This is a genomic window from Streptomyces sp. Ag109_G2-15 (assembly GCF_900215565.1).
GTDB lineage: Bacteria > Actinomycetota > Actinomycetes > Streptomycetales > Streptomycetaceae > Streptomyces > Streptomyces diastatochromogenes.
The window spans coordinates 2,881,276-2,898,299 of sequence record NZ_OCNI01000001.1; the positions used below are offsets into that span (position 1 = coordinate 2,881,276).

The 17,024-nt window shown below is 73.1% G+C and carries 16 protein-coding genes; 1 reads left to right on the forward strand and 15 read right to left on the reverse strand.

The features are described 5' to 3' along the window. Positions 1-26 precede the first annotated feature (26 nt). Positions 27-1,160: an acyl-CoA dehydrogenase family protein gene (locus CRP49_RS12795; protein WP_097253490.1), complete on the forward strand. Its 1,134-nt coding sequence runs from the start codon at positions 27-29 to the stop codon at positions 1,158-1,160. A gap of 31 nt (positions 1,161-1,191) precedes the next feature. On the opposite strand, the gene CRP49_RS12800 is transcribed toward CRP49_RS12795, so the two are convergent. The 15 genes from CRP49_RS12800 to CRP49_RS12870 form a co-directional block, all read right to left on the reverse strand. Beyond that, positions 1,192-1,521: a rhodanese-like domain-containing protein gene (locus CRP49_RS12800; RefSeq protein WP_097253491.1), complete on the reverse strand. Its 330-nt coding sequence runs from the start codon at positions 1,519-1,521 to the stop codon at positions 1,192-1,194. A gap of 49 nt (positions 1,522-1,570) precedes the next feature. After that, a complete protein-coding gene (locus tag CRP49_RS12805; RefSeq protein WP_097257326.1) occupies positions 1,571-2,383 on the reverse strand; it encodes a hypothetical protein in 813 nt (270 codons plus the stop codon). 81 nt (positions 2,384-2,464) lie between these two features. After that, a complete protein-coding gene (locus CRP49_RS12810) occupies positions 2,465-2,941 on the reverse strand; it encodes a hypothetical protein (RefSeq protein ID WP_097253492.1) in 477 nt (158 codons plus the stop codon). Between the two features lie 64 nt (positions 2,942-3,005). Next, entirely contained in the window at positions 3,006-4,448 is a 1,443-nt protein-coding gene (locus CRP49_RS12815) for a DUF2252 domain-containing protein (RefSeq protein WP_373560346.1), read from the reverse strand. Between the two features lie 206 nt (positions 4,449-4,654). Beyond that, positions 4,655-6,052, reverse strand: coding sequence for an FAD-dependent monooxygenase (locus CRP49_RS12820; RefSeq protein WP_097253493.1), 1,398 nt, complete (start codon positions 6,050-6,052; stop codon positions 4,655-4,657). A 50-nt stretch (positions 6,053-6,102) separates the two neighbouring features. Beyond that, entirely contained in the window at positions 6,103-7,131 is a 1,029-nt protein-coding gene (locus CRP49_RS12825) for a methyltransferase (protein ID WP_097253494.1), read from the reverse strand. After that, positions 7,128-8,084, reverse strand: coding sequence for an NAD(P)-dependent oxidoreductase (locus CRP49_RS12830; RefSeq protein ID WP_257033382.1), 957 nt, complete (start codon positions 8,082-8,084; stop codon positions 7,128-7,130). The genes CRP49_RS12825 and CRP49_RS12830 overlap by 4 nt, the downstream gene beginning before the upstream one ends. 19 nt (positions 8,085-8,103) lie before the next feature. Further along, positions 8,104-10,878, reverse strand: coding sequence for a non-ribosomal peptide synthetase (locus CRP49_RS12835; RefSeq protein WP_097253495.1), 2,775 nt, complete (start codon positions 10,876-10,878; stop codon positions 8,104-8,106). Positions 10,879-10,984: 106 nt separating this feature from the next. Further along, entirely contained in the window at positions 10,985-11,932 is a 948-nt protein-coding gene (locus CRP49_RS12840; RefSeq protein ID WP_097253496.1) for an NADP-dependent oxidoreductase, read from the reverse strand. Between the two features lie 60 nt (positions 11,933-11,992). Beyond that, complete coding sequence (locus tag CRP49_RS12845) at positions 11,993-12,598, reverse strand: AAA family ATPase (RefSeq protein WP_097253497.1); 606 nt, start codon at positions 12,596-12,598, stop codon at positions 11,993-11,995. Beyond that, positions 12,595-13,344, reverse strand: a complete 750-nt coding sequence (locus tag CRP49_RS12850; protein ID WP_097253498.1) for an HAD family phosphatase — start codon at positions 13,342-13,344, stop codon at positions 12,595-12,597. The genes CRP49_RS12845 and CRP49_RS12850 overlap by 4 nt, the downstream gene beginning before the upstream one ends. Positions 13,345-13,435: 91 nt before the next feature. Continuing rightward, a complete protein-coding gene (locus CRP49_RS12855; RefSeq protein ID WP_094218595.1) occupies positions 13,436-13,702 on the reverse strand; it encodes an acyl carrier protein in 267 nt (88 codons plus the stop codon). Positions 13,703-14,005: 303 nt separating this feature from the next. After that, positions 14,006-15,013 (reverse strand): beta-ketoacyl-ACP synthase III, encoded by a 1,008-nt coding sequence (locus CRP49_RS12860; protein ID WP_097253499.1) that lies wholly within the window; start codon positions 15,011-15,013, stop codon positions 14,006-14,008. Between the two features lie 140 nt (positions 15,014-15,153). Then, on the reverse strand, positions 15,154-15,849 hold the full coding sequence (locus CRP49_RS12865) for an AAA family ATPase (RefSeq protein ID WP_094218597.1): 696 nt from the start codon (positions 15,847-15,849) through the stop codon (positions 15,154-15,156). A gap of 65 nt (positions 15,850-15,914) precedes the next feature. Next, complete coding sequence (locus CRP49_RS12870) at positions 15,915-16,952, reverse strand: AvrD family protein (protein WP_097253500.1); 1,038 nt, start codon at positions 16,950-16,952, stop codon at positions 15,915-15,917. Positions 16,953-17,024: the final 72 nt, after the last annotated feature.

Sequence of the window (17,024 nt, forward strand, 5' to 3'; positions counted from 1 at the left end):
GACCGGACGCGCCAGGAGGACAGGTCGTGGACTTCACCTTCAGCGAGGAGCAGTTGGCGGCGGCCGAGGCGGCGCGGGGGGTGTTCGCCGGGGTGGCGCCGGACGCGGTGCCCAGTCCGGCGCTCACCGCCGGCGCTGTGGCCGAGGGGTTCGACCGGGCGCTGTGGTCCCGGCTGGCCGGTGCGGACCTGACCGGCCTGCTGGTCGGCGAGCGGTATGGCGGGGCGGGCCTTGACGCCATCGCGCTGTGCCTGGTGCTGCGCGAGTCCGCCAGGGTGCTCGCCCGGGTGCCGCTGCTGGAGCACAGCGCGGCCGCCGCGGTCGTACAGGCCTACGGCGGCAATGAGTTGGGGGAGCGGCTGCTGGCCCGGGCGGGGCGCGGGGAGCTGGTGCTGACCGTCGCCGCGCACGGCCGTACCGGGCACGACCCGGCCGGGCTCGCCGTCACCGCGCGGCGGGACGGGTCGGCGTGGGTGCTTGACGGGGTGCAGACGGCGGTGGCGTGGGCGTACGACGCGGACCTCGTGCTCGTGCCGGCGCACACCGAGGCCGACCGGACCGTGCTCGCGGTGGTGCGGCGCGAGCAGGACGGTCTGGTGCTCGCGGAGCAGGTGTCCACCAGCGGGGAGCGGCTGGCCGAGCTGCGGCTGCGGTCCGTGCGGGTCGGGGCGGGTGACGTCGTCGAGGCCGACGGTGCCTGGGAGTGGCTGCACGCGCTGCTGGCCACCGGCACCTGTGCGCTGGCCCTCGGTCTGGGCGAGCGCGTGCTGAAGATGACGAGTGAGTACACCGGCAAGCGGGAGCAGTTCGGTCATCCGATCGCGACCTTCCAGGCGGTCGCCGTCCAGGCCGCCGACCGGTACATCGATCTGCGTGCCATGGAGGCCACCCTCTGGCAGGCGGCCTGGCGTATCGCCTCGGGTGCGCCGGGGGCGCTGCCCGCCGCCGGAGACGTCGCCGTGGCGAAGATCTGGGCGGCGGAGGGCGTGCGCCGTGTGGTGCAGACGGCGCAGCACCTGCACGGCGGGTTCGGCGCGGACACCGACTACCCGCTGCACCGGTACCACGCCTGGGCCAAGCAGCTGGAGCTGGCGCTGGGCCCGGCGGCGGCGTACGAGGAGACGCTCGGGGACCTGCTGGCGGCGCACCCGCTCAGCTGACCGCGCCTGCCGGGAGGTCCTGCCGGGAGGGTCAGACGACCTCGCCGGGGGCCCCGGCGTCGGTGATCACCGGGCGGCCCGTGGCCTCCCAGACCTGCATGCCGCCGGCCACGTTCACGGCGTCGATGCCCTGCCGGCCCAGGTACATCGCGACCTGGGCGGAGCGGCCGCCGGAGCGGCAGATCACATGGATGCGGCCGTCCTGCGGGGCGGCCTCGGTCAGCTCGCCGTACCGGGCGACGAACTCGCTCATGGGGATGTGCAGCGCGCCTGCGGCGTGGCCCGCCTGCCACTCCTCGTCCTCGCGGACGTCCAGCAGGAAGTCGCCGTCCTTGAGGTCCGCGACCTCGACCGTGGGCACAACAGCTCCGAAACTCATGCCTACGACGCTACCCGACCGGCGGCGGAGTTCACCCCTGCCCCTGCAGGCCCGCCAGCGTGGTCTCCCGCTGCTCGATGTCCGCGCGGAGCCGGGCGGCGATCTCCTCGAGCAGGGCGTCGGGGTCGTCGGGGGCCAGGCGCAGCATGCCGGCGATCGCGCCGTCCTCGAGTTCGCGGGCGACCAGGGTGAGCAGTTCCTTGCGCTGGGTGAGCCATTCGAGGCGGGCGTACAGCTCCTCGGCGGGGCTGGGGCGCCGCTCGGGCGGTACCGGGCCGGCCGCCCACTCCTCGGCCAGTTCCGCGAGCAGGGTCTCGTCGCCGCGGGCGTAGGCGGCGTTGACGCGGGTGATGAACTCCTCGCGCCGCTGCCGCTCGGCCTCCTCCTGGGCGAGGTCGGGGTGGGCCTGGCGGGCGAGGTCGCGGTAGAGCTTGCGGGCCTGTTCGCTGGGCCGCACCCGCTCGGGGGGCCGTACCGCCTGGTCGGTGAGCATGGCGGCGGCCTCCGGGAACAGGCCCTGGCCGTCCATCCAGCCGTGCAGCAGTTCCTCGACGCCGGGGATGGGCAGCACGCGGGCGCGGGCCTCCTCGGCCCGGCGGATGTCCTCGGGGTCGCCGGTGCGGGCGGCCTTCGCCTCGGCGATCTCCGCGTCCAGCTCCTCGATGCGGGCGTAGAGCGGGCCGAGCCGCTGTTCGTGCAGCCGGCCGAAGTTCTCGACCTCGACGCGGAACGTCTCCACGGCGATCTCGTACTCGATCAACGCCTGCTCGGCGGCCCGTACGGCCTGTTCCAGCCGTTCCTCGGGCCGCGGTGCCTGGGACTGCTCAGCTTCCGGGGTCGTCACCCGACCAGCGTAGGCCCTGTCGCCGCGGCCGAAACCCATCGCCGGGGATGTCCCGGGAGATGTCCGGGAAGATGTCCCGGTTCAGCCGGGCGGCTCCGCGTCCGGGCAGTCGGCCGGGATCCACTCGGCCTCCAGGTCCCGGCAGGCGACCACGAGCGTCCCGGGGCGGCAGGCCAGCTCGTGGGTGCAGCCGCCGGGGTGCGGCAGGATCTCGTCGAGGATCACGTCGCCGAGCGAGGCGGGGTCGCAGACGCCCAGGACGTCCGACTGGAAGCGGGAGACGCCGGTGTAGCGGACGAGGAGGTCCTCGTCGTGCTTGAAGCAGTTGTGCCGGAAGCGGATCTCGAGGTTCCCGTCGCCGGTGCGGCGCACCCGCTCGGGCCGGAGGTCCTTCACACAGCGTCTGCCGCCGAAGTCGTAGTGCCCGGGGTCGGTGGCGAACGCGCGGGCGCCCGGCGGCAGTTCGGGCGCGAGGGAGGGCAGCCGGTCGAGGTAGGGCCGGGGGTCGATGAACCCCGCTTCCTCGCCCTCGCCGCCGGTCAGCTCGACGTACCTCACCTCACCACCACCTCGGACCTCACCCTCACCACCGCCTCAGCCCTTGTCTTCCCCGCGCCCGCCCTCACACGCCCATCTCGGCCGCGATCCGCCCGGAGCGCACCGCCGCCACCAGCTCGGCGTGGTCCGCCTCGGTGCGGTCGGCGTAGGCGACGGCGAAGTCGGCCATCGCCTCGTCCAGCTCCTCGTTCTTGCCGCAGTAGCCGGCGATCAGGCGCGGGTCGGCGCTGTGGGCGTGGGCGCGGGCCAGCAGGGCACCGGTCATCCGGCCGTAGTCGTCGACCTGGTCGGCGGCGAGCGCGGCCGGGTCGACGCTGCCCTTGCGGTTGCGGAACTGGCGCACCTGGAAGGGCCGCCCGTCGACCGTCGTCCAGCCCAGCAGGATGTCGCTGACCACCTGCATCCGCTTCTGGCCGAGGACCACCCGGCGTCCCTCGTGCTCCACCGGCGGGGCCTCGAAGCCGGCCGTGGCCAGGTGCGGGACCAGCGCCGACGGGCGGGCCTCCTTCACCTGGAGCACCAGCGGCTGCCCGCGGTGGTCCAGCAGCAGCACCACGTACGACCGGGTGCCCACGCTGCCGGTGCCGACGACCCGGAAGGCGACGTCGTGCACCGCGTGCCGGGCCAGCAGGGGCAGCCGGTCCTCGGAGAGCGTCGCCACGTACGGCTCCAGGGACGCGGCCACCGCGGCCGCCTCGGCGTCCGGTATCCGGCGCAGCACCGGGGGCGCGTCGACGAAGCGCCGGCCGCCGTCGGCGACCTCCTCGGTCGACTTCGCCGCGAACCGGCCGCTGGTGTTGGCCCGTGCCTTCTCGGAGACCCGCTCCAGGGTGCCGAGCAGATCGTGGGCGTCGGTGTGGGAGACCAGTTCCTCGTCCGCGATGGCGTTCCAGGCGTCCAGCACCGACAGCTTGGCCAGCAGCCGCATGGTGCGCCGGTAGGCGCCGGCCGCGTCACGGGCGGCCTTGCGGCAGGTGTCCTCGTCGGCGCCCGCCTCGCGCCCGGCCAGCACCAGCGAGGCGGCGAGCCGCTTCAGGTCCCACTCCCAGGGGCCGTGCACGGTCTCGTCGAAGTCGTTGAGGTCGATGACCAGGCCGCCACGGGCGTCGCCGTACAGGCCGAAGTTGGCCGCGTGGGCGTCGCCGCATATCTGGGCGCCGATCCCGGTCGTGGGGGTGCGCGCCAGGTCGTGGGCCATGAGTCCGGCCGAGCCGCGCAGGAAGGCGAACGGCGTGGCCGCCATCCGGCCCACGCGGATCGGCGTCAGCTCGGGGATGCGGCCGGCGTTGGACTCCTCGACCGCGGTGACCGCGTCCGGTCGGGAGCCGTCCAGGTCGAGGGTGCGGTGGGCACCGCGCGGCACGCTCGCCCGCAGTGCCTTGCCCTCCTCCTTGGGCGAGCCCTGGGGCGGCCACTCGGCGAACCCGCGCATCCGGGGCAGCCGGGGTACCGCCGCCTGCTCGGCCGTCTCCGCCGTTCCCGCCGTTCCCGCACCGGTTTCGGTCACCGCGACCGCCTCCCCCGAAGACCCCCCACGCGCGCTCGCACGCGGATCAGCTCGAACATCAACTCGTGCAGACGGTACAACCGGTGGCCGAAACGCGTCACACCCTGTGGACAACTCGGTCTGCGGAGAAAACGACGCCTGTGGAGAAAACGACGCCTGCGAAGAACTCGACGCCCGTGGGCCACGCGGCGCCTGTGGACCACGGTTCAGCGATCCGCCGCCGGCCACCGCTCCAGCTCCGCGCGCAGCCCTTCGGTGTCCAGGTCGTCGAGGTCGTCGAGGTCGTCGGCGGCCCAGGCGATGTGGCCGTCCGGGCGGACCAGCAGCGTGGTGCGCAGGCTTCCGGCGGGGGCGGCGAGGCGCAGCCACTGTGTCTCCGGCACCGGCCGGCCCCGGGTGATCAGCACGAAACGGCCGCCGCGCAGCACGTCGTACAGCCGCTGTCCGCCCGCGAGCCGCAGGTCGGGCGCCCGGCGGCCGGTGAGCCGGTGGCTGCCGCGCGGCGCCGGGTAGGAGACGCCGACGCCGGAGAGCAGGCGCTCCCCCAGCAGGGTGGCCGAGCTGAGCCTGGAGACCACGGGCATGACGAGGCCTCGCAGCCGGCGCACGCGGCCGCTGCGGCGGGTGCCCAGCACGCCCCGGGTGATCGCCCCGGAGATCCGCAGCGCCTGCTTCCCGACGGGGTGGCGCTCCTGCTCGTAGGAGTCGAGCAGCGGCTCCCGGGCCCGGCCCTGGACGACCGCGGCCAGCTTCCAGCCCAGGTTGGCGGCGTCCTGCAGTCCCGTGTTCATGCCCATGCCGCCGGCCGGCGAGTGCACGTGCGCGGCGTCGCCCGCGAGCAGCACCCGGCCCTCGCGGTAGCGCTCGGCCTGCCGCTCGTCGCTGTGGAAGCGCGAGATCCAGCGCGGGTCGTGCATGCCGTAGTCGGAGCCGAGCACCCGGCGCAGCTGCTCGGCCAGCTCCTCGGGCACCACCGGCGCCTCATCGGACCGCTCGTCCCCGGCGACCCAGCCGATCGCCCGGTACCAGCCGTCGCCGAAGGGCACCAGGGAGGCGAAGCCGTGCTCGTTCGCGTTGGTGGTCACCGCGTCGACGGGTACGTCCTTGAGCCGGACGTCGGCGAGCATCACCGACTTCACCACCGACCGGCCGGGGAAGCCGATCCCGGTCAGCCGCTGCACGGCGGCCGGGTCCACCTCCACGGCGTCGGACGTCTGCCGCAGCGCCACCACCTCGGCGCCGCGCACGATCCGCACCCCGGCGGCGAGCGCACGCCGCTCCAGGAGCCCCTCGACGTTGTACTGCGGGGTGATCAGCACGAACGGGAAGCGGCTGCGCAGCCGGTGCAGGTGCAGTTCGAGCTTGCCGAAGACCCCGACGACGGGCGCCGTCCGGCCGAGGGGGATGAGTTCGTCGGCGAGGCCGCGGGCGTCCAGCACCTCCAGGGTGCGGGCGTGCACCGCGAAGGCGCGGGTCATGTTGGCGTCGGCGTGCTCGCGCCGCTCCAGCAGGGTGACCCGCACCCCGGCCGTGGCCAGGTCACCGGCCAGCAGCAGGCCGGTGGGTCCGGCCCCCACCACCAGTACGTCGGCGGCCTCGGTCATGTGGACTCAACCCTTCTCTCGCTCCATCGGTCCGACTGCGGCAGCCGCCGCTACGCGGGCGTCGTGGCCTCGATCATGTGCTGGTAGGAGTTGACCGGCCGCACGTCCCGGACGACGAGGCCCGCCCGCTCCACGAGCCCGACCAGGCCCTGCCGGGTGTGCTTGCGGCCGCCGACGGTGAGGAGCATCCGCAGGTCCATCGCGGTGCTGAACCTCTGCCCCGCCCCGTCGTCGACGAGGTTCTCCACGATGATCACGCCGGCGCCGGGGCGGGCGGTCCTCATGACGTTGCCCAGCACGACGACGGCGTCCTCGTCGTTCATGCCGAGGATGTTCTTGAAGACGTACGCGTCGACGCCGGCCGGGACCTCCTCGCGGCAGTCGCCGGACAGCAGCCGTACCCGCTCGGCGAGCGCCCCGCCCTCGCGCAGCCGGGCGTCGGCGCCCGCGATCACGTCGGGCCGGTCGAACAGGATCCCCTGGACGTCGGGGTGGTGCTCCAGCAGCGAGGCCAGCAGGAAGCCCTGTCCGCCGCCGATGTCGGCGACGGTCCGCGCACCGGACAGCGGCAGCACGCCGGCGATGGCCGTGGCGGACTGCCGGCTCGCCTGGGTCATCGCGCGGTCGAACACCTCCGCGGACTCCGGCCAGGCGGTGTGCACATGGTCGAAGAACTCCCGGCCGTGCAGATCGACGAACACGTCCTTCCCGGTGCGGACCGACTCGTCGAGACGGCCCCACAGCTCCCAGGTCCACGGCTCGGTCATCCACAGCACGAGCTGGTCGAGGCCGTCCGGGGCGTCCGTGCGCAGCAGCCGCGAGACCTCCGTCTGGACGAACCGGCCCTCGGCGTCCTCGGCGAAGACCTCGTAGCAGGTGAGCGAGCGCAGCAGCCGCCGCAGTGCGTCCGGGTCGGCGCCGACCGCCAGGGCGAGGTCGTCCGCGGTCGCCGGGGTGTCACCGAGGGCGTCGGCGAGGCCGAGCTTCACGGCCGCACGCAGCGAGGCCGCACAGCTGGCGCTCAGCGCGCGCTCCAGCAGCCCCAGCACCTGCGGTTCGGTGGACGTTTCACTGGTCACGGGTGGAGAACCTCTCTCTTGGGGCCGGCTACGACGCTGCCGGGAAAGTGCGCTTCCAGGGCCTGCCGGACCCCGTCGCGCCAGGACCTCTCGCAGTCGCCGACGAGGCTCCTGCGGCGGGTGTCGTCGTACGCGACGACTGCGCGGGTGGCGTCGCTCGGCACGAAGTCGACCGGGACGCCGGTGAGTTCGGAGACGTACGTCATGAGGTCCCGTACGCCGACGACCTCGTCCCCGCCCCAGTTCACGACGGTTGCGGGCACCGTCGCCGCGGCCCACAGCCCGGGCACGTGGCGCGCGATGTCGTCGGTGTGGATCAGGGAGCAGTAGTGCTGCCCGTCGTGGGGGACGGCGATCGGCTCCCCGGCGAGCATCAGCCGGTGGAAGATGACCGGGAGCCCGCCGTGCCCGTGCGGCCCGTAGGCGACGTTGAGCCGGGCGATGGTGGTGGGCAGGCCGAGCGTCACGGCGAGGGCCCGGACCGCGCCCTCGGTGGCCAGCTTGCCGACCGGGTACGTCGGCAGGAACGCCGACTCGGTGCCCAGCGGGTCGGACTCGGTGTACCGGTGGTCGAGCGCCTGGGGCGCGTAGACCGCGCTGGTGGAGAGGAACAGAAAGGCTTCCGCGGCGCGGCAGTGGGTCATCAGGCGGCCGGTGGCGACGGAGTTCACCGCCACCACCTCCTCGAAGTCCCCTGCGCCGCGCTCGACCGCCGCGTGCAGCACCTGGGTGAAGTCGTCGGGAAGCCCGTCGAGTCCGTCCCCGGCCATGTCCCAGCGCCAGGTCCGGATGCCCCGGTCCTGGAACCGGCGCTCCACCTCCGGGTCCGAGAAGCGCCCGAGGCACCACACCTCGTTGTGCTCCGCGAGCGTCTCGGCCGCGGTGCGGGCCACCAGACCGGTCGCCCCGGTGATCAGGATCTTCTTGCCCGTCGGCATCGAAGTGCTGTCCATCCGTGAGTCGCTCCTTTCCCTAGCTGCCGGACAGCGCCCGGTCCAGCTCCGCGCGCAGGATCGACTGGAAGGCGGCCACGTGCCTGGGCCCCATGAGGGTGTAGTGCTCGCCGGGCACGTCGAGGTACCGGGGCGCCTCGCGGGTGAAGTCCTGCCAGCGCTTCAGCTCGTTGTTCAGCCAGTCCTGCTTGGTGCCGCGCAGCGGGACGGCGTAGAAGACGCTCATCGCGGCGACGCTGCCGGAGGGGTGGTAGGTCCGGCCGAGGCCGGTGAGGCCGTCGGCGAGGTCCGCCCAGGCGGTGAACCGCTCCAGGTCCAGGTCGAGTTCGGCGAGCCGGTCCGGGGGAGCGATGTCGAGCAGATGGCTGAGCTGCTCGCGCTTGCCCAGCGGGCGCAGCTCGGCGGGCAGGGTCTTGGCCTGCTGCTTGGTGATCAGGTCCAGGAACATGGCCAGGTTGACCGCGGTCTCGACGAAGTCGAGTTCGTCCATGCGGTACTTGATGTGCGGGGGCAGGTTGAAGCTGCCGAGGAAGTCCACGCGCTCGCCCTCCGCATCGAGCAGCTTGGCCACCTCGAAGGCCACCGCCGCGCCGAAGGAGTACCCGGCGATCGCGTAGGGGCCGTGCGGCTGCTTGGCGCGGATGGCGTCCGCGTAGCTGCGCGCCATCTCGTCGAAGCTCTCGAACGGCTTCTCTCCCGGGTTGAACCCGCGTGCCCGCAGCGCGTAGAAGGGCCGCTCGTGGACGAAGTACTTGGCCAGGTTGACGAAGACGAGGACCTCGCCGACCCCGGGGTGGACGCAGAAGAGGGGCGTCCCCTCCCCGCTGGTCTGCAGCGGGACGATCGGGTCGTACGGTGCGGGCTCCCCGCTGCGGCCGGCCTCGACGCGTGCCGCGAGTTCGCGGATGCTGGGCGAGGTGAGGATCGCGAGGACCGGAAGGTCGGCGCCGGGGAAGCGCTGGGTGATCAGGCTCTTCAGGCGCAGGATGTCCAGGGACGTCCCGCCCAGGTCGAAGAAGCCGGCCGTGGCACTGATCGTGGACGGGTCGGACTCGAAGAGGTCGCCGTACAGCTCCGCGAGCGTCTCTTCGACCGCGCCCTCGGGGGCGACGTAGCCGCCGAGCTGACGGGTCACCACCTCCTCGACCGCTGCCACGTGTTCGGCGTAGTCCCCGGACTCCAGCCGGCGTCGCATGAGCGAGCGCGGGATCTTGCCCAGGCTGGTCTTCGGGAAGGCGTCCTTGGGCAGCGGCAGCAGCAGCGCCGGGCGGAAGCCCCAGTGCAGGACGACACTGTTCCTGATCGCGATGAGCAGGCGGTGCAGCGCCGCCTCGTCGCCGGCCACGTCGGGGGTGACGGCGAACGCGACCGCCAGCTGCTCGGTGTCGCTGCCCTGCGGGCGGGTCGGGAACGCGGCGACGTACGACTTCTCGACGCCTTCGAGGTCGTGGAGCACGGACTCGAGGTCGTGGCTGTAGTAGTTGACGCCGTTGACGATGATGCTGTCCTTGCTGCGCCCCACGAGGGTCAGCCGTCCCCCGGCGAGCCGGCCGAGGTCACCGGTCCGGAACCAGCCGTCCGCCGTGAACGCGTCCTCGGTCGCCTCCTTGTTGTTCCAGTACCCGCCGGTGATCATCGGGCCCGATAGCTGCACCTCGCCGGTCTCGCCCTCGGCGAGGGGGGTGTCGCCGCCCTCGGCCGCGACCCTGATCCGGAGCCCGCCGACCGGCCGGCCGACCGCCGCGAACTCGGCCCCGAGGTCGGCGTCCGGGAACTCCCGGTTGTAGATGCTGCCGGCGCAGGTCTCGGTCATCCCGAAGGCGGGCCACAGGGCCCCGCGGTGCAGCCCGTACGGCGCCAGCCGGTCGAGGAAGCCGGTGCCCGTGGCAACCGGGTTGGCCTCACCGCCGGAGACGATGTGCCGCAGGCGGGACAGGTCCAGGGGCAGCGGGGACGACAGCTGGTCCAGGGCCTTGTTGATCAGCCCCAGCAGGAAGTTGGGGGTGAACGTCATCGTCACCCCGTGGGCGTCGATCAGCTCCAGGAAGTGCAGGGGGTCGGCCAGCACCGACTCCGGCGAGGCCTGCAGCTGCACGGCCCCGACGGACAGCGGCAGCAGGTGCGCCTCCAGCAGCGCGGCGACATGGTCGTACGAGATCCAGTTGAGCGTCACGTCGTCCGAGGTGAGCGACTGCGTCTCGGCCTTCGCGGCCATGGAGGCCAGCAGGTTGCCGTGGGTGAGCCGGACCGCCTTGGCGGCGCCGGTGGAGCCGGAGGTGAGCACCAGCAGCGCGACGTCGTCCGGACCCGCGGTGGTCACCTCGACCGCGTCCGGGTCCGTGTCGGCCGCTGCCGCCATGAGGTCCTCGAACGTGGCGACCGCCAGCCCCTCGACGGCGGGGAGTTCCTCACGGGTCCGGCGGTCGGTGACCACGAGCGGTCCGTCGAGCAGGGTGTCGACGTGGCTCAGCTGCGCCGCCCAGCGCTGCGGGTCGTTCCGGGTGGGAACCAGCGGGCAGACGGTGAAGCCTCCGAGCAGGCATGCCCAGAAGGCCGGTACGAAGTCCTCGGGGCGTTCGAGCAGCAGCGCCACGACCCGGCCCTGACGCACCCCCGCCTTCCGCAGGGAGCCGAGCAGACGGAGCGACTCCGCCAGGAGGTGCGGATAGGTGCGGAGCGTGAAGTCGAGGGGCTGCTCCGCCGAGCGGTAACGCACCCCGTGCTCCGGGAACTGTGTCGCGGCCCGGACCAGCAGCCCGCCGAGATCGGCGGTGGCCTCCTGGCTCGTTGTCATCGTGCCCCTCCCTCAAGTGACGTGTGGCTTGGTCGGCCTGTCTCTGCGGCCCGCGCCTTCGACAGCGCGGCCCCGCCCGACAGGTCGGGCGGGGCCGCGCAAGCCCTCAGAACACGATCAGCTGGCGTCCCCGGACGCCGCCCTTCTCCAGCCGGCGGTGCGCCTCCGCGGCCTCCTCGGGGGCGAACCGGTCCGCGGTGCGCAGGCTGAGGGCGCCCAGGGCCGCGAGGCCGACGAGTTCCCGCAGGGCGCCTGCCTTGTCGGGGTGGGCGACGACGAAGGCCTGGTGCAGGACGATGCCTCGGGGTGCGGGCAGGTCGTAGGGGCGGCAGCGGACCAGGTGACCGCCGTCGGCGACGATGTCCAACGCGGCGGCGCCGAGTACGGCGGCGTCGACCACGGCGTCGGCGCCGTGCGGAAGGGCGGCGCGGTAGGCGGCCACGGTGTCCTGCGGGTCGGCGTGCCGGGGTACCACGGTGTGAGCGCCGAGGCCCAGGACCAGATCGCGGTCCTCGTCGCGCGCGTCGGCGACGACCCGCAGACCGCGCTGCGCGGCGAGCTGGACGGCGTAGCCGCCGAGCGCGCCGGCCGCGCCCGTGACCGCCACGGTCGCGCCGGGCGCGAGGTCGGCCAGGTCGAGCGCCTGATGGGCGGTGAGGGCGTTCATGGGCAGCCCGGCCGCCTCGACCAGGGGCAGCGTGTCGGGCAGCGCGGCCACCTGGTCCGCGGGAACGACCACGTACTCGGCCTGGGCGCCGCCCAGATCGGTGAACGGGTTGACGAAGGCGACGACGCGGTCGCCCTCCGCGAAGCCCGCGGTGTCCGGCCCGAGAGCGTCGATGTGGCCGGAGACGTCCATGCCGGGGGTGTACGGCGCGGTGAAGTCGGCCATGTAGGGGGCGAGTTCACCGGAGCGGAGCATCAGGTCGGTGGGGTTGACGGCGGCGGCCGCGACCTTGATGCGTACCTGGCCGGGGCCGGCTTCGGGCACGGGGCGCTCGACGACGGCGAGGACGTCGGGCGAGCCGTAGGAGGGAATGCCGATCGCACGCATGGTGGTTCTGGGGTTCCTTTCCGGTGATCGGGGTCGGGTTGGCTGGTCCGGGGGGCCTGCTCAGGGGGTGCGGGCAACCGGGCGGGCCAGGTCGAGCAGGGCGTCGAGCCGCGCCTCGGGACCACCGGTGACGGTGTGCACGGTGACACCGGCGGTGCGGAGGGTGTCCAGCAGCAGCCGGTCGGACAGGGCGCGGAAGTGCTCGCTGATGGGGGGCTGTTCGTCGCGGAGCGGGAACGCGACGGGGAGGTGGACGAAGAGGTCGTAGGAGTCGAGGGCGCGGTACAGGAACTCGCGGCCGAGATGGTCGAGCACCTGCCGGTAGGGGTTGTCCGAGCCGGCCGTCACGGCCTGCGGCTCCCGGTCACTGCCGGGGTGGAGGCCGACGGCGAGCCGGACCGTGGCGTAGACCCACTCGTGGAGGAGGGAGCCGTCGGAGAGGAACCCCCTCGGGTGTGCGGCCTCGGCGAGGAGCCGCTCGGCGTGGCGGCGCACGACGAGCTGGACGAGTTCGGGCTCGGTGGCCTCCTCCAGCGGCTTGGGCCGGCTGCCGAGCGGGTCGCGCATCGGGGTGCCGTGCGCGGCGGGCAGCCCGGTACGGGCGGTGGCGGCGGTGATCAGGGTGGTCTTGCCGGCTCCGTAGGCGCCGACGACGGCGATCCTCACAGCAGTGCTCCTGGACGGGCGGGGTTCGGTTCGGGCAGGGGTACGGCGGGGGGAAGGGGCGCCTTGGGGAGCCGGTGCCAGCCGTGGTGGGCGGCGAGGCGCCTCAGGTCCGGGTCGTCGCCGACGATCACGGCGCGGCCGGTGACGGACAGCAGCGGGGCGTCGGAGACGTGGTCGCCGTAGCCGGTGGAGGAGGCCAGGTCGATGCGGTGGGCGGCGGCCAGCTCCCGCACGGCCGCCGCCTTGGCGCTGCCGATCATCGGCTGGTGCGGGCGGTCGGCCAGCCGGCCGGTGTAGGTGCGGGCGACCGGGGTGATCTCGGGCTCGGTGCACAGCAGGTGATGCGCTCCGCAGTGCTCCAGAACGGGCAGGAGCACCGCCGGGAACGAGCCGGAGACCAGGACGACCAGGTCGCCGTTCCGGCGGTGGGCGTGCAGCGCTTCGAGGACCGGCTCGTGGAAGAAGCAGCCCTGGGCCAGTTCGGCACGGAACCAGTCCTCCGCGAGCCGCGTGATCTCGGCGGCCGGGGCGCCGGCGAGCAGCCGGAAGAAGGCCCGGTTGGTCTCCTCCCGGCTGACACCGGCCGTGGTCATGGCTTTCAGCCGCTGCCGTTCCTGTACGGCGTCGTGCGCAGGTCTGCCCTGGGCGGCGTACCAGTAGGCGAGGAAGCGGAAGAGCGCGGTGCCGCGGGTCAGAGTGTTGTCGACGTCGAAGAAGGCCGCGGGGCGGTGCTCGGCGGAGGTCATGGCGGGTCCATCCCGGTGGAGGGGCGCGGCCGGCCCGGGCAGGGCCGGCCGCGCTGGTGACGGAGGGGGCCGGACTAGAGCGCCGGCAGGGTCAGACGACCGCGCCCTTGGCGGCCAGGACCTCGGCGGCCCCGGCGGCCGTGCCCGCCTCCTGGAGCTCGTCGTCGGCGACCTCGATACCGAAGCGGCGGCTGAGGTCGACGGCGACCTCGACGAGGATGAGCGAGTCGAAGCCGAGGAGTTCGAATTCGGTGTCGACGGTGGTGGTCTCGGCGGGGGCCTCGTACTTGTCGACGAGGAGGGCCAGGACCGCGTCGGCGAGGGCGGTGACGGCGGTGGTCGCGACGGAGCTGCTCATGGCAGGGGCTTCCTTTCCGGTTCGGTGTGGTGCACGTTCCGGTGCGATGCGCGCGGGGCGTGTGGCGCCCGCGGACGCTGTGCTGTGAGTGGGGGACGTGACGCGCGCGACGGCTGTGGTCGCGCGAGGAATGCGGAGCGCGCAGCGGCTGTGGTGCGCGCAGGGCAGGTGAAGCGCGCTACGGCCGTGGTGCGCGCTGGGAATGGGGAGCGTGCAGCGACTGTGGTGCACGCCCGGGGTCCGACTGCGGGGGCCCTGTGTCGCGCGCGCCGTGGGCGGTGCCCGACACGAGGGGCCACCCGGTCAGACCGGGGTGATGTCCGGCCAGGTGAGAGCGGCGGATCCCCAGGTGAGGCCGCCGCCGAAAGCGGTCAGCAGCATGCGCTCGCCGGGCTGGAACGCTCCCGCGGCCGCCGCATCGGCCAAAGCCAGGGGAATGGACGCGGCGGAGGTGTTGCCGACCTTTTCGATGTTGGTGACGGCACGGTCGGTGTCGAGGCCGAGCTGCTCGGCGACGGCCCTGAGGATGCGCAGGTTGGCCTGGTGGCCGACCAGGTGCCCGACCTGGTCCGCGCTCCAGCCGACGCTCTTGAGCAGGGCCAGCGAGGAGTCCGACATCCGGTGCACCGCGTGGGCGAACACCTTCTTGCCCTGCATGGTGAAGTAGTAGTCGTCCTCGGCCGCGGCCAGACCGCTGCCGCGCTGCCGGGACCCGCCCGCCGGGATCTGGATGAGGTCCTTGCCGGTGCCGTCGCTGCCCAGGTCGAAGCCGAGCAGCCGGCCCGGCTCGTCCGCGGCGCCGCAGGACAGCACGACAGCCCCGGCGCCGTCACCGAAGATCACGGAGGTGGTGCGGTCGTTCGGGCTGAGAATCGTGGAATACGTCTCGGCCCCGATGACCAGCGCCCGCTCGACCCGGCCCGCCTGGATGGCGTTGGCGGCGGCTTCGAGGGCGTAGACGAAGCCGGAGCACACCGCGGAGATGTCGTACGCGGCGGCGTTCGCGAGCCCCAGCCGGGCCGCGACGTCGGGCGCGGTACCGGGGCAGGGATGGTCGGGTGTGGTGGTGGCGACGACCAGAAGGCCCACATCGGCCCCGTCGTCGAGACCGGCGGACTTCAGGGCACGACGGCCGGCCTCGGTGGCCAGGTCACCCGTGGACTGGCCGGGCTCGGCCCAGCAACGCTCCTTGATTCCCGTACGGGTGGTGATCCACTCGTCGGAAGTGTCGAACATCTCCGCGAGTTCGTCGTTGGTGACGCGCCTCGCCGGTAGATAAGTGCCCAGCCCTTGCAGGACCGCGTACGGCATGTGTTCTCCCCCGTCTTTCTTTTTTTGTGTGGTGTCCGGTGCTGAGTGTGTCTGTGGCGGCTCTGTCTGTAGTGGTGGCTTACGGACGGGTACGGGCCCGCCGCGGGGCGGCCTGACGACGGCCGCCCCACGGCCGGGGCTCAGGCGGCTACGCGGGCGATTTCCGAGCTGGTGTCGATGAGCGCGTACTCGGCCTGGGCCTTCTCGATCGCCTCGTCGATGCTCATCACAGGCTTGAAACCGTAGATGTCGATGATCTTCTGAAGGCGCTCGGGGATGGTGCCGCCCACCGAGTGGTACGGGATGTGCAGCTCGTCCAGGGTCTTGAGCATCAGCTCGTCCGCGAGGGACCGGAAGCGCTCGTTGACCGGGCGGTGCCCGTCGGGGACCAGCGGGAACTCGATGGGCAGGTGGACGAAGGAGTCGTAGGTGGCGCGGGCGTGCTGCTTGGCGGGCACGGCCATCTGCTCGAGGACCTTGGCGTAGAAGCCGACCTCCTCGCTGACCTCGACCGTCTCCAGGTTGATCGACTCGTTCGGGTTGATGCCGACCAGGACGCGGACGGTGCCGTAGGCCCACTCGTGCAGCGAGGAGCCGTCGGAGACGAAGCCGTCGGGCAGGTGGGACTCGTTGACCGCGCGCTCCTGGTTGCGCCGCATGATCAGCATGATCAGCTCGGCCGGGGTGCACTCCTCCAGCGTCTTGCCGGGGATGGAGATCGGGAGCAGCTCCCGCATGGTCTTGGCGGAGGACCGGGGCAGGCCGGTCAGATGCGAGACGGCCATCGTGGTCAGGGTCTTGCCGACGGAGTAGGTGCCGGCGATGGCGAGCTTCACGTGATTCTCCCGTGGGTGACGGACGGCGCCGCGGCTCTGGTGTCTGAGCGCCGTGGTGTGTGGGTTCAGGTGGTGGTCTGCGACAGGCGGTGGGCCACCGAGCAGACGACCGTGATGTCGGCGAGGGTCGCGACGATGTCGGCGCGGCGCCAGGTCTCGCCATGGCGGTTGTGGAGCAGGACGGCGTCGCGCAGCTCCGCGCGCAGCGGCAGCGGGCCGCCGTCGGGGGCGATGCGCGGACGGTGCGGGGTGGCGGCCTCCAGCAGCGTGCTGCGCATCCACAGGGTGTCGGAGGCGGACCGCGGCACCTGGTCCAGCTCGTACAGCAGGACCTGTCCGACCTGCAGGGCGGTCACGAAGGCGTCCACGAGGTGCACGGACGGCTGGTGTTCGCCCTCCATGCCGCCGAGTGCGCCGTCCGGGCCGCCGCTGAGGCGGACGTCCGCGGTGGCGACGTTGGTGCCCGGCCTGACCTGCATGCTCTCGACGCGCTGGCCACCGAGCCGGCCGGCGTCACCGTAGCCGCCGTCGCGGACCGCGGGTTCGACGGCGGAACGCTCGCCCGGACGGATGTCCGGGTGGTCGGCCTCCAGGCGGACGCGCAGCGTGCCCACGGTGGCCTCGACGGCGGTACGGGCGCGACCGGGCTGCGGGGAGGGCAGCCGGTCGGCCACGTAGGCGGTCACCGGGAACCCGGCCAGGTCGTCCTCCACCGGACGGGAACCGGCCTTGATGCGGACCCGGGCGAGCCAGACGGTGGCCAGCTCCTGCTCGGTGAGCCCGAGGTGGGCGGTGAGCAGGGCCTCGGTGAGCTGGGCGGCGAGCAGCAGGACGTCGACCGTGGACAGGTGCGGCCGCTGGTCGACGTCGCCCTTGCGGGACCAGTCGCTCGGGTAGGTGACCTGCGCGGTGGCGCCCAGCCGGGGCGCTTCGGCGGCCGCGCCGTCCGCCTCGGGTATGTGGAAGCCGGTCAGGTGGTGTCGGGCGCGTTTGTAGCCCTCGCCGAAGAAGCGGCGTTCGGGCGCGCCGAGGTAGTCGGAGACGTCCGCGAGATACGGCGGCGCCGCGGCGGGCAGAACGGGCGAAGCAGACTGGACAGACATCTGGTTTCCTTCCTCGGGCACTGACGGGCGGGTGCGGGGCGAGGAACCCCGCGCCCGCGTGGGGGACCCGGA

Coding starts and splice junctions, on each gene's coding strand:
- CRP49_RS12850 (WP_097253498.1), bottom strand. CDS start 13,344: ATGACCTCCGCCGAGCACCGCCCCGCGGCCTTCTTCGACGTCGACAAC.
- CRP49_RS12830 (WP_257033382.1), bottom strand. CDS start 8,084: ATGGACAGCACTTCGATGCCGACGGGCAAGAAGATCCTGATCACCGGG.
- CRP49_RS12855 (WP_094218595.1), bottom strand. CDS start 13,702: ATGAGCAGCTCCGTCGCGACCACCGCCGTCACCGCCCTCGCCGACGCG.
- CRP49_RS12835 (WP_097253495.1), bottom strand. CDS start 10,878: ATGACAACGAGCCAGGAGGCCACCGCCGATCTCGGCGGGCTGCTGGTC.
- CRP49_RS12820 (WP_097253493.1), bottom strand. CDS start 6,052: ATGACCGAGGCCGCCGACGTACTGGTGGTGGGGGCCGGACCCACCGGC.
- CRP49_RS12870 (WP_097253500.1), bottom strand. CDS start 16,952: ATGTCTGTCCAGTCTGCTTCGCCCGTTCTGCCCGCCGCGGCGCCGCCG.
- CRP49_RS12840 (WP_097253496.1), bottom strand. CDS start 11,932: ATGCGTGCGATCGGCATTCCCTCCTACGGCTCGCCCGACGTCCTCGCC.
- CRP49_RS12860 (WP_097253499.1), bottom strand. CDS start 15,013: ATGCCGTACGCGGTCCTGCAAGGGCTGGGCACTTATCTACCGGCGAGG.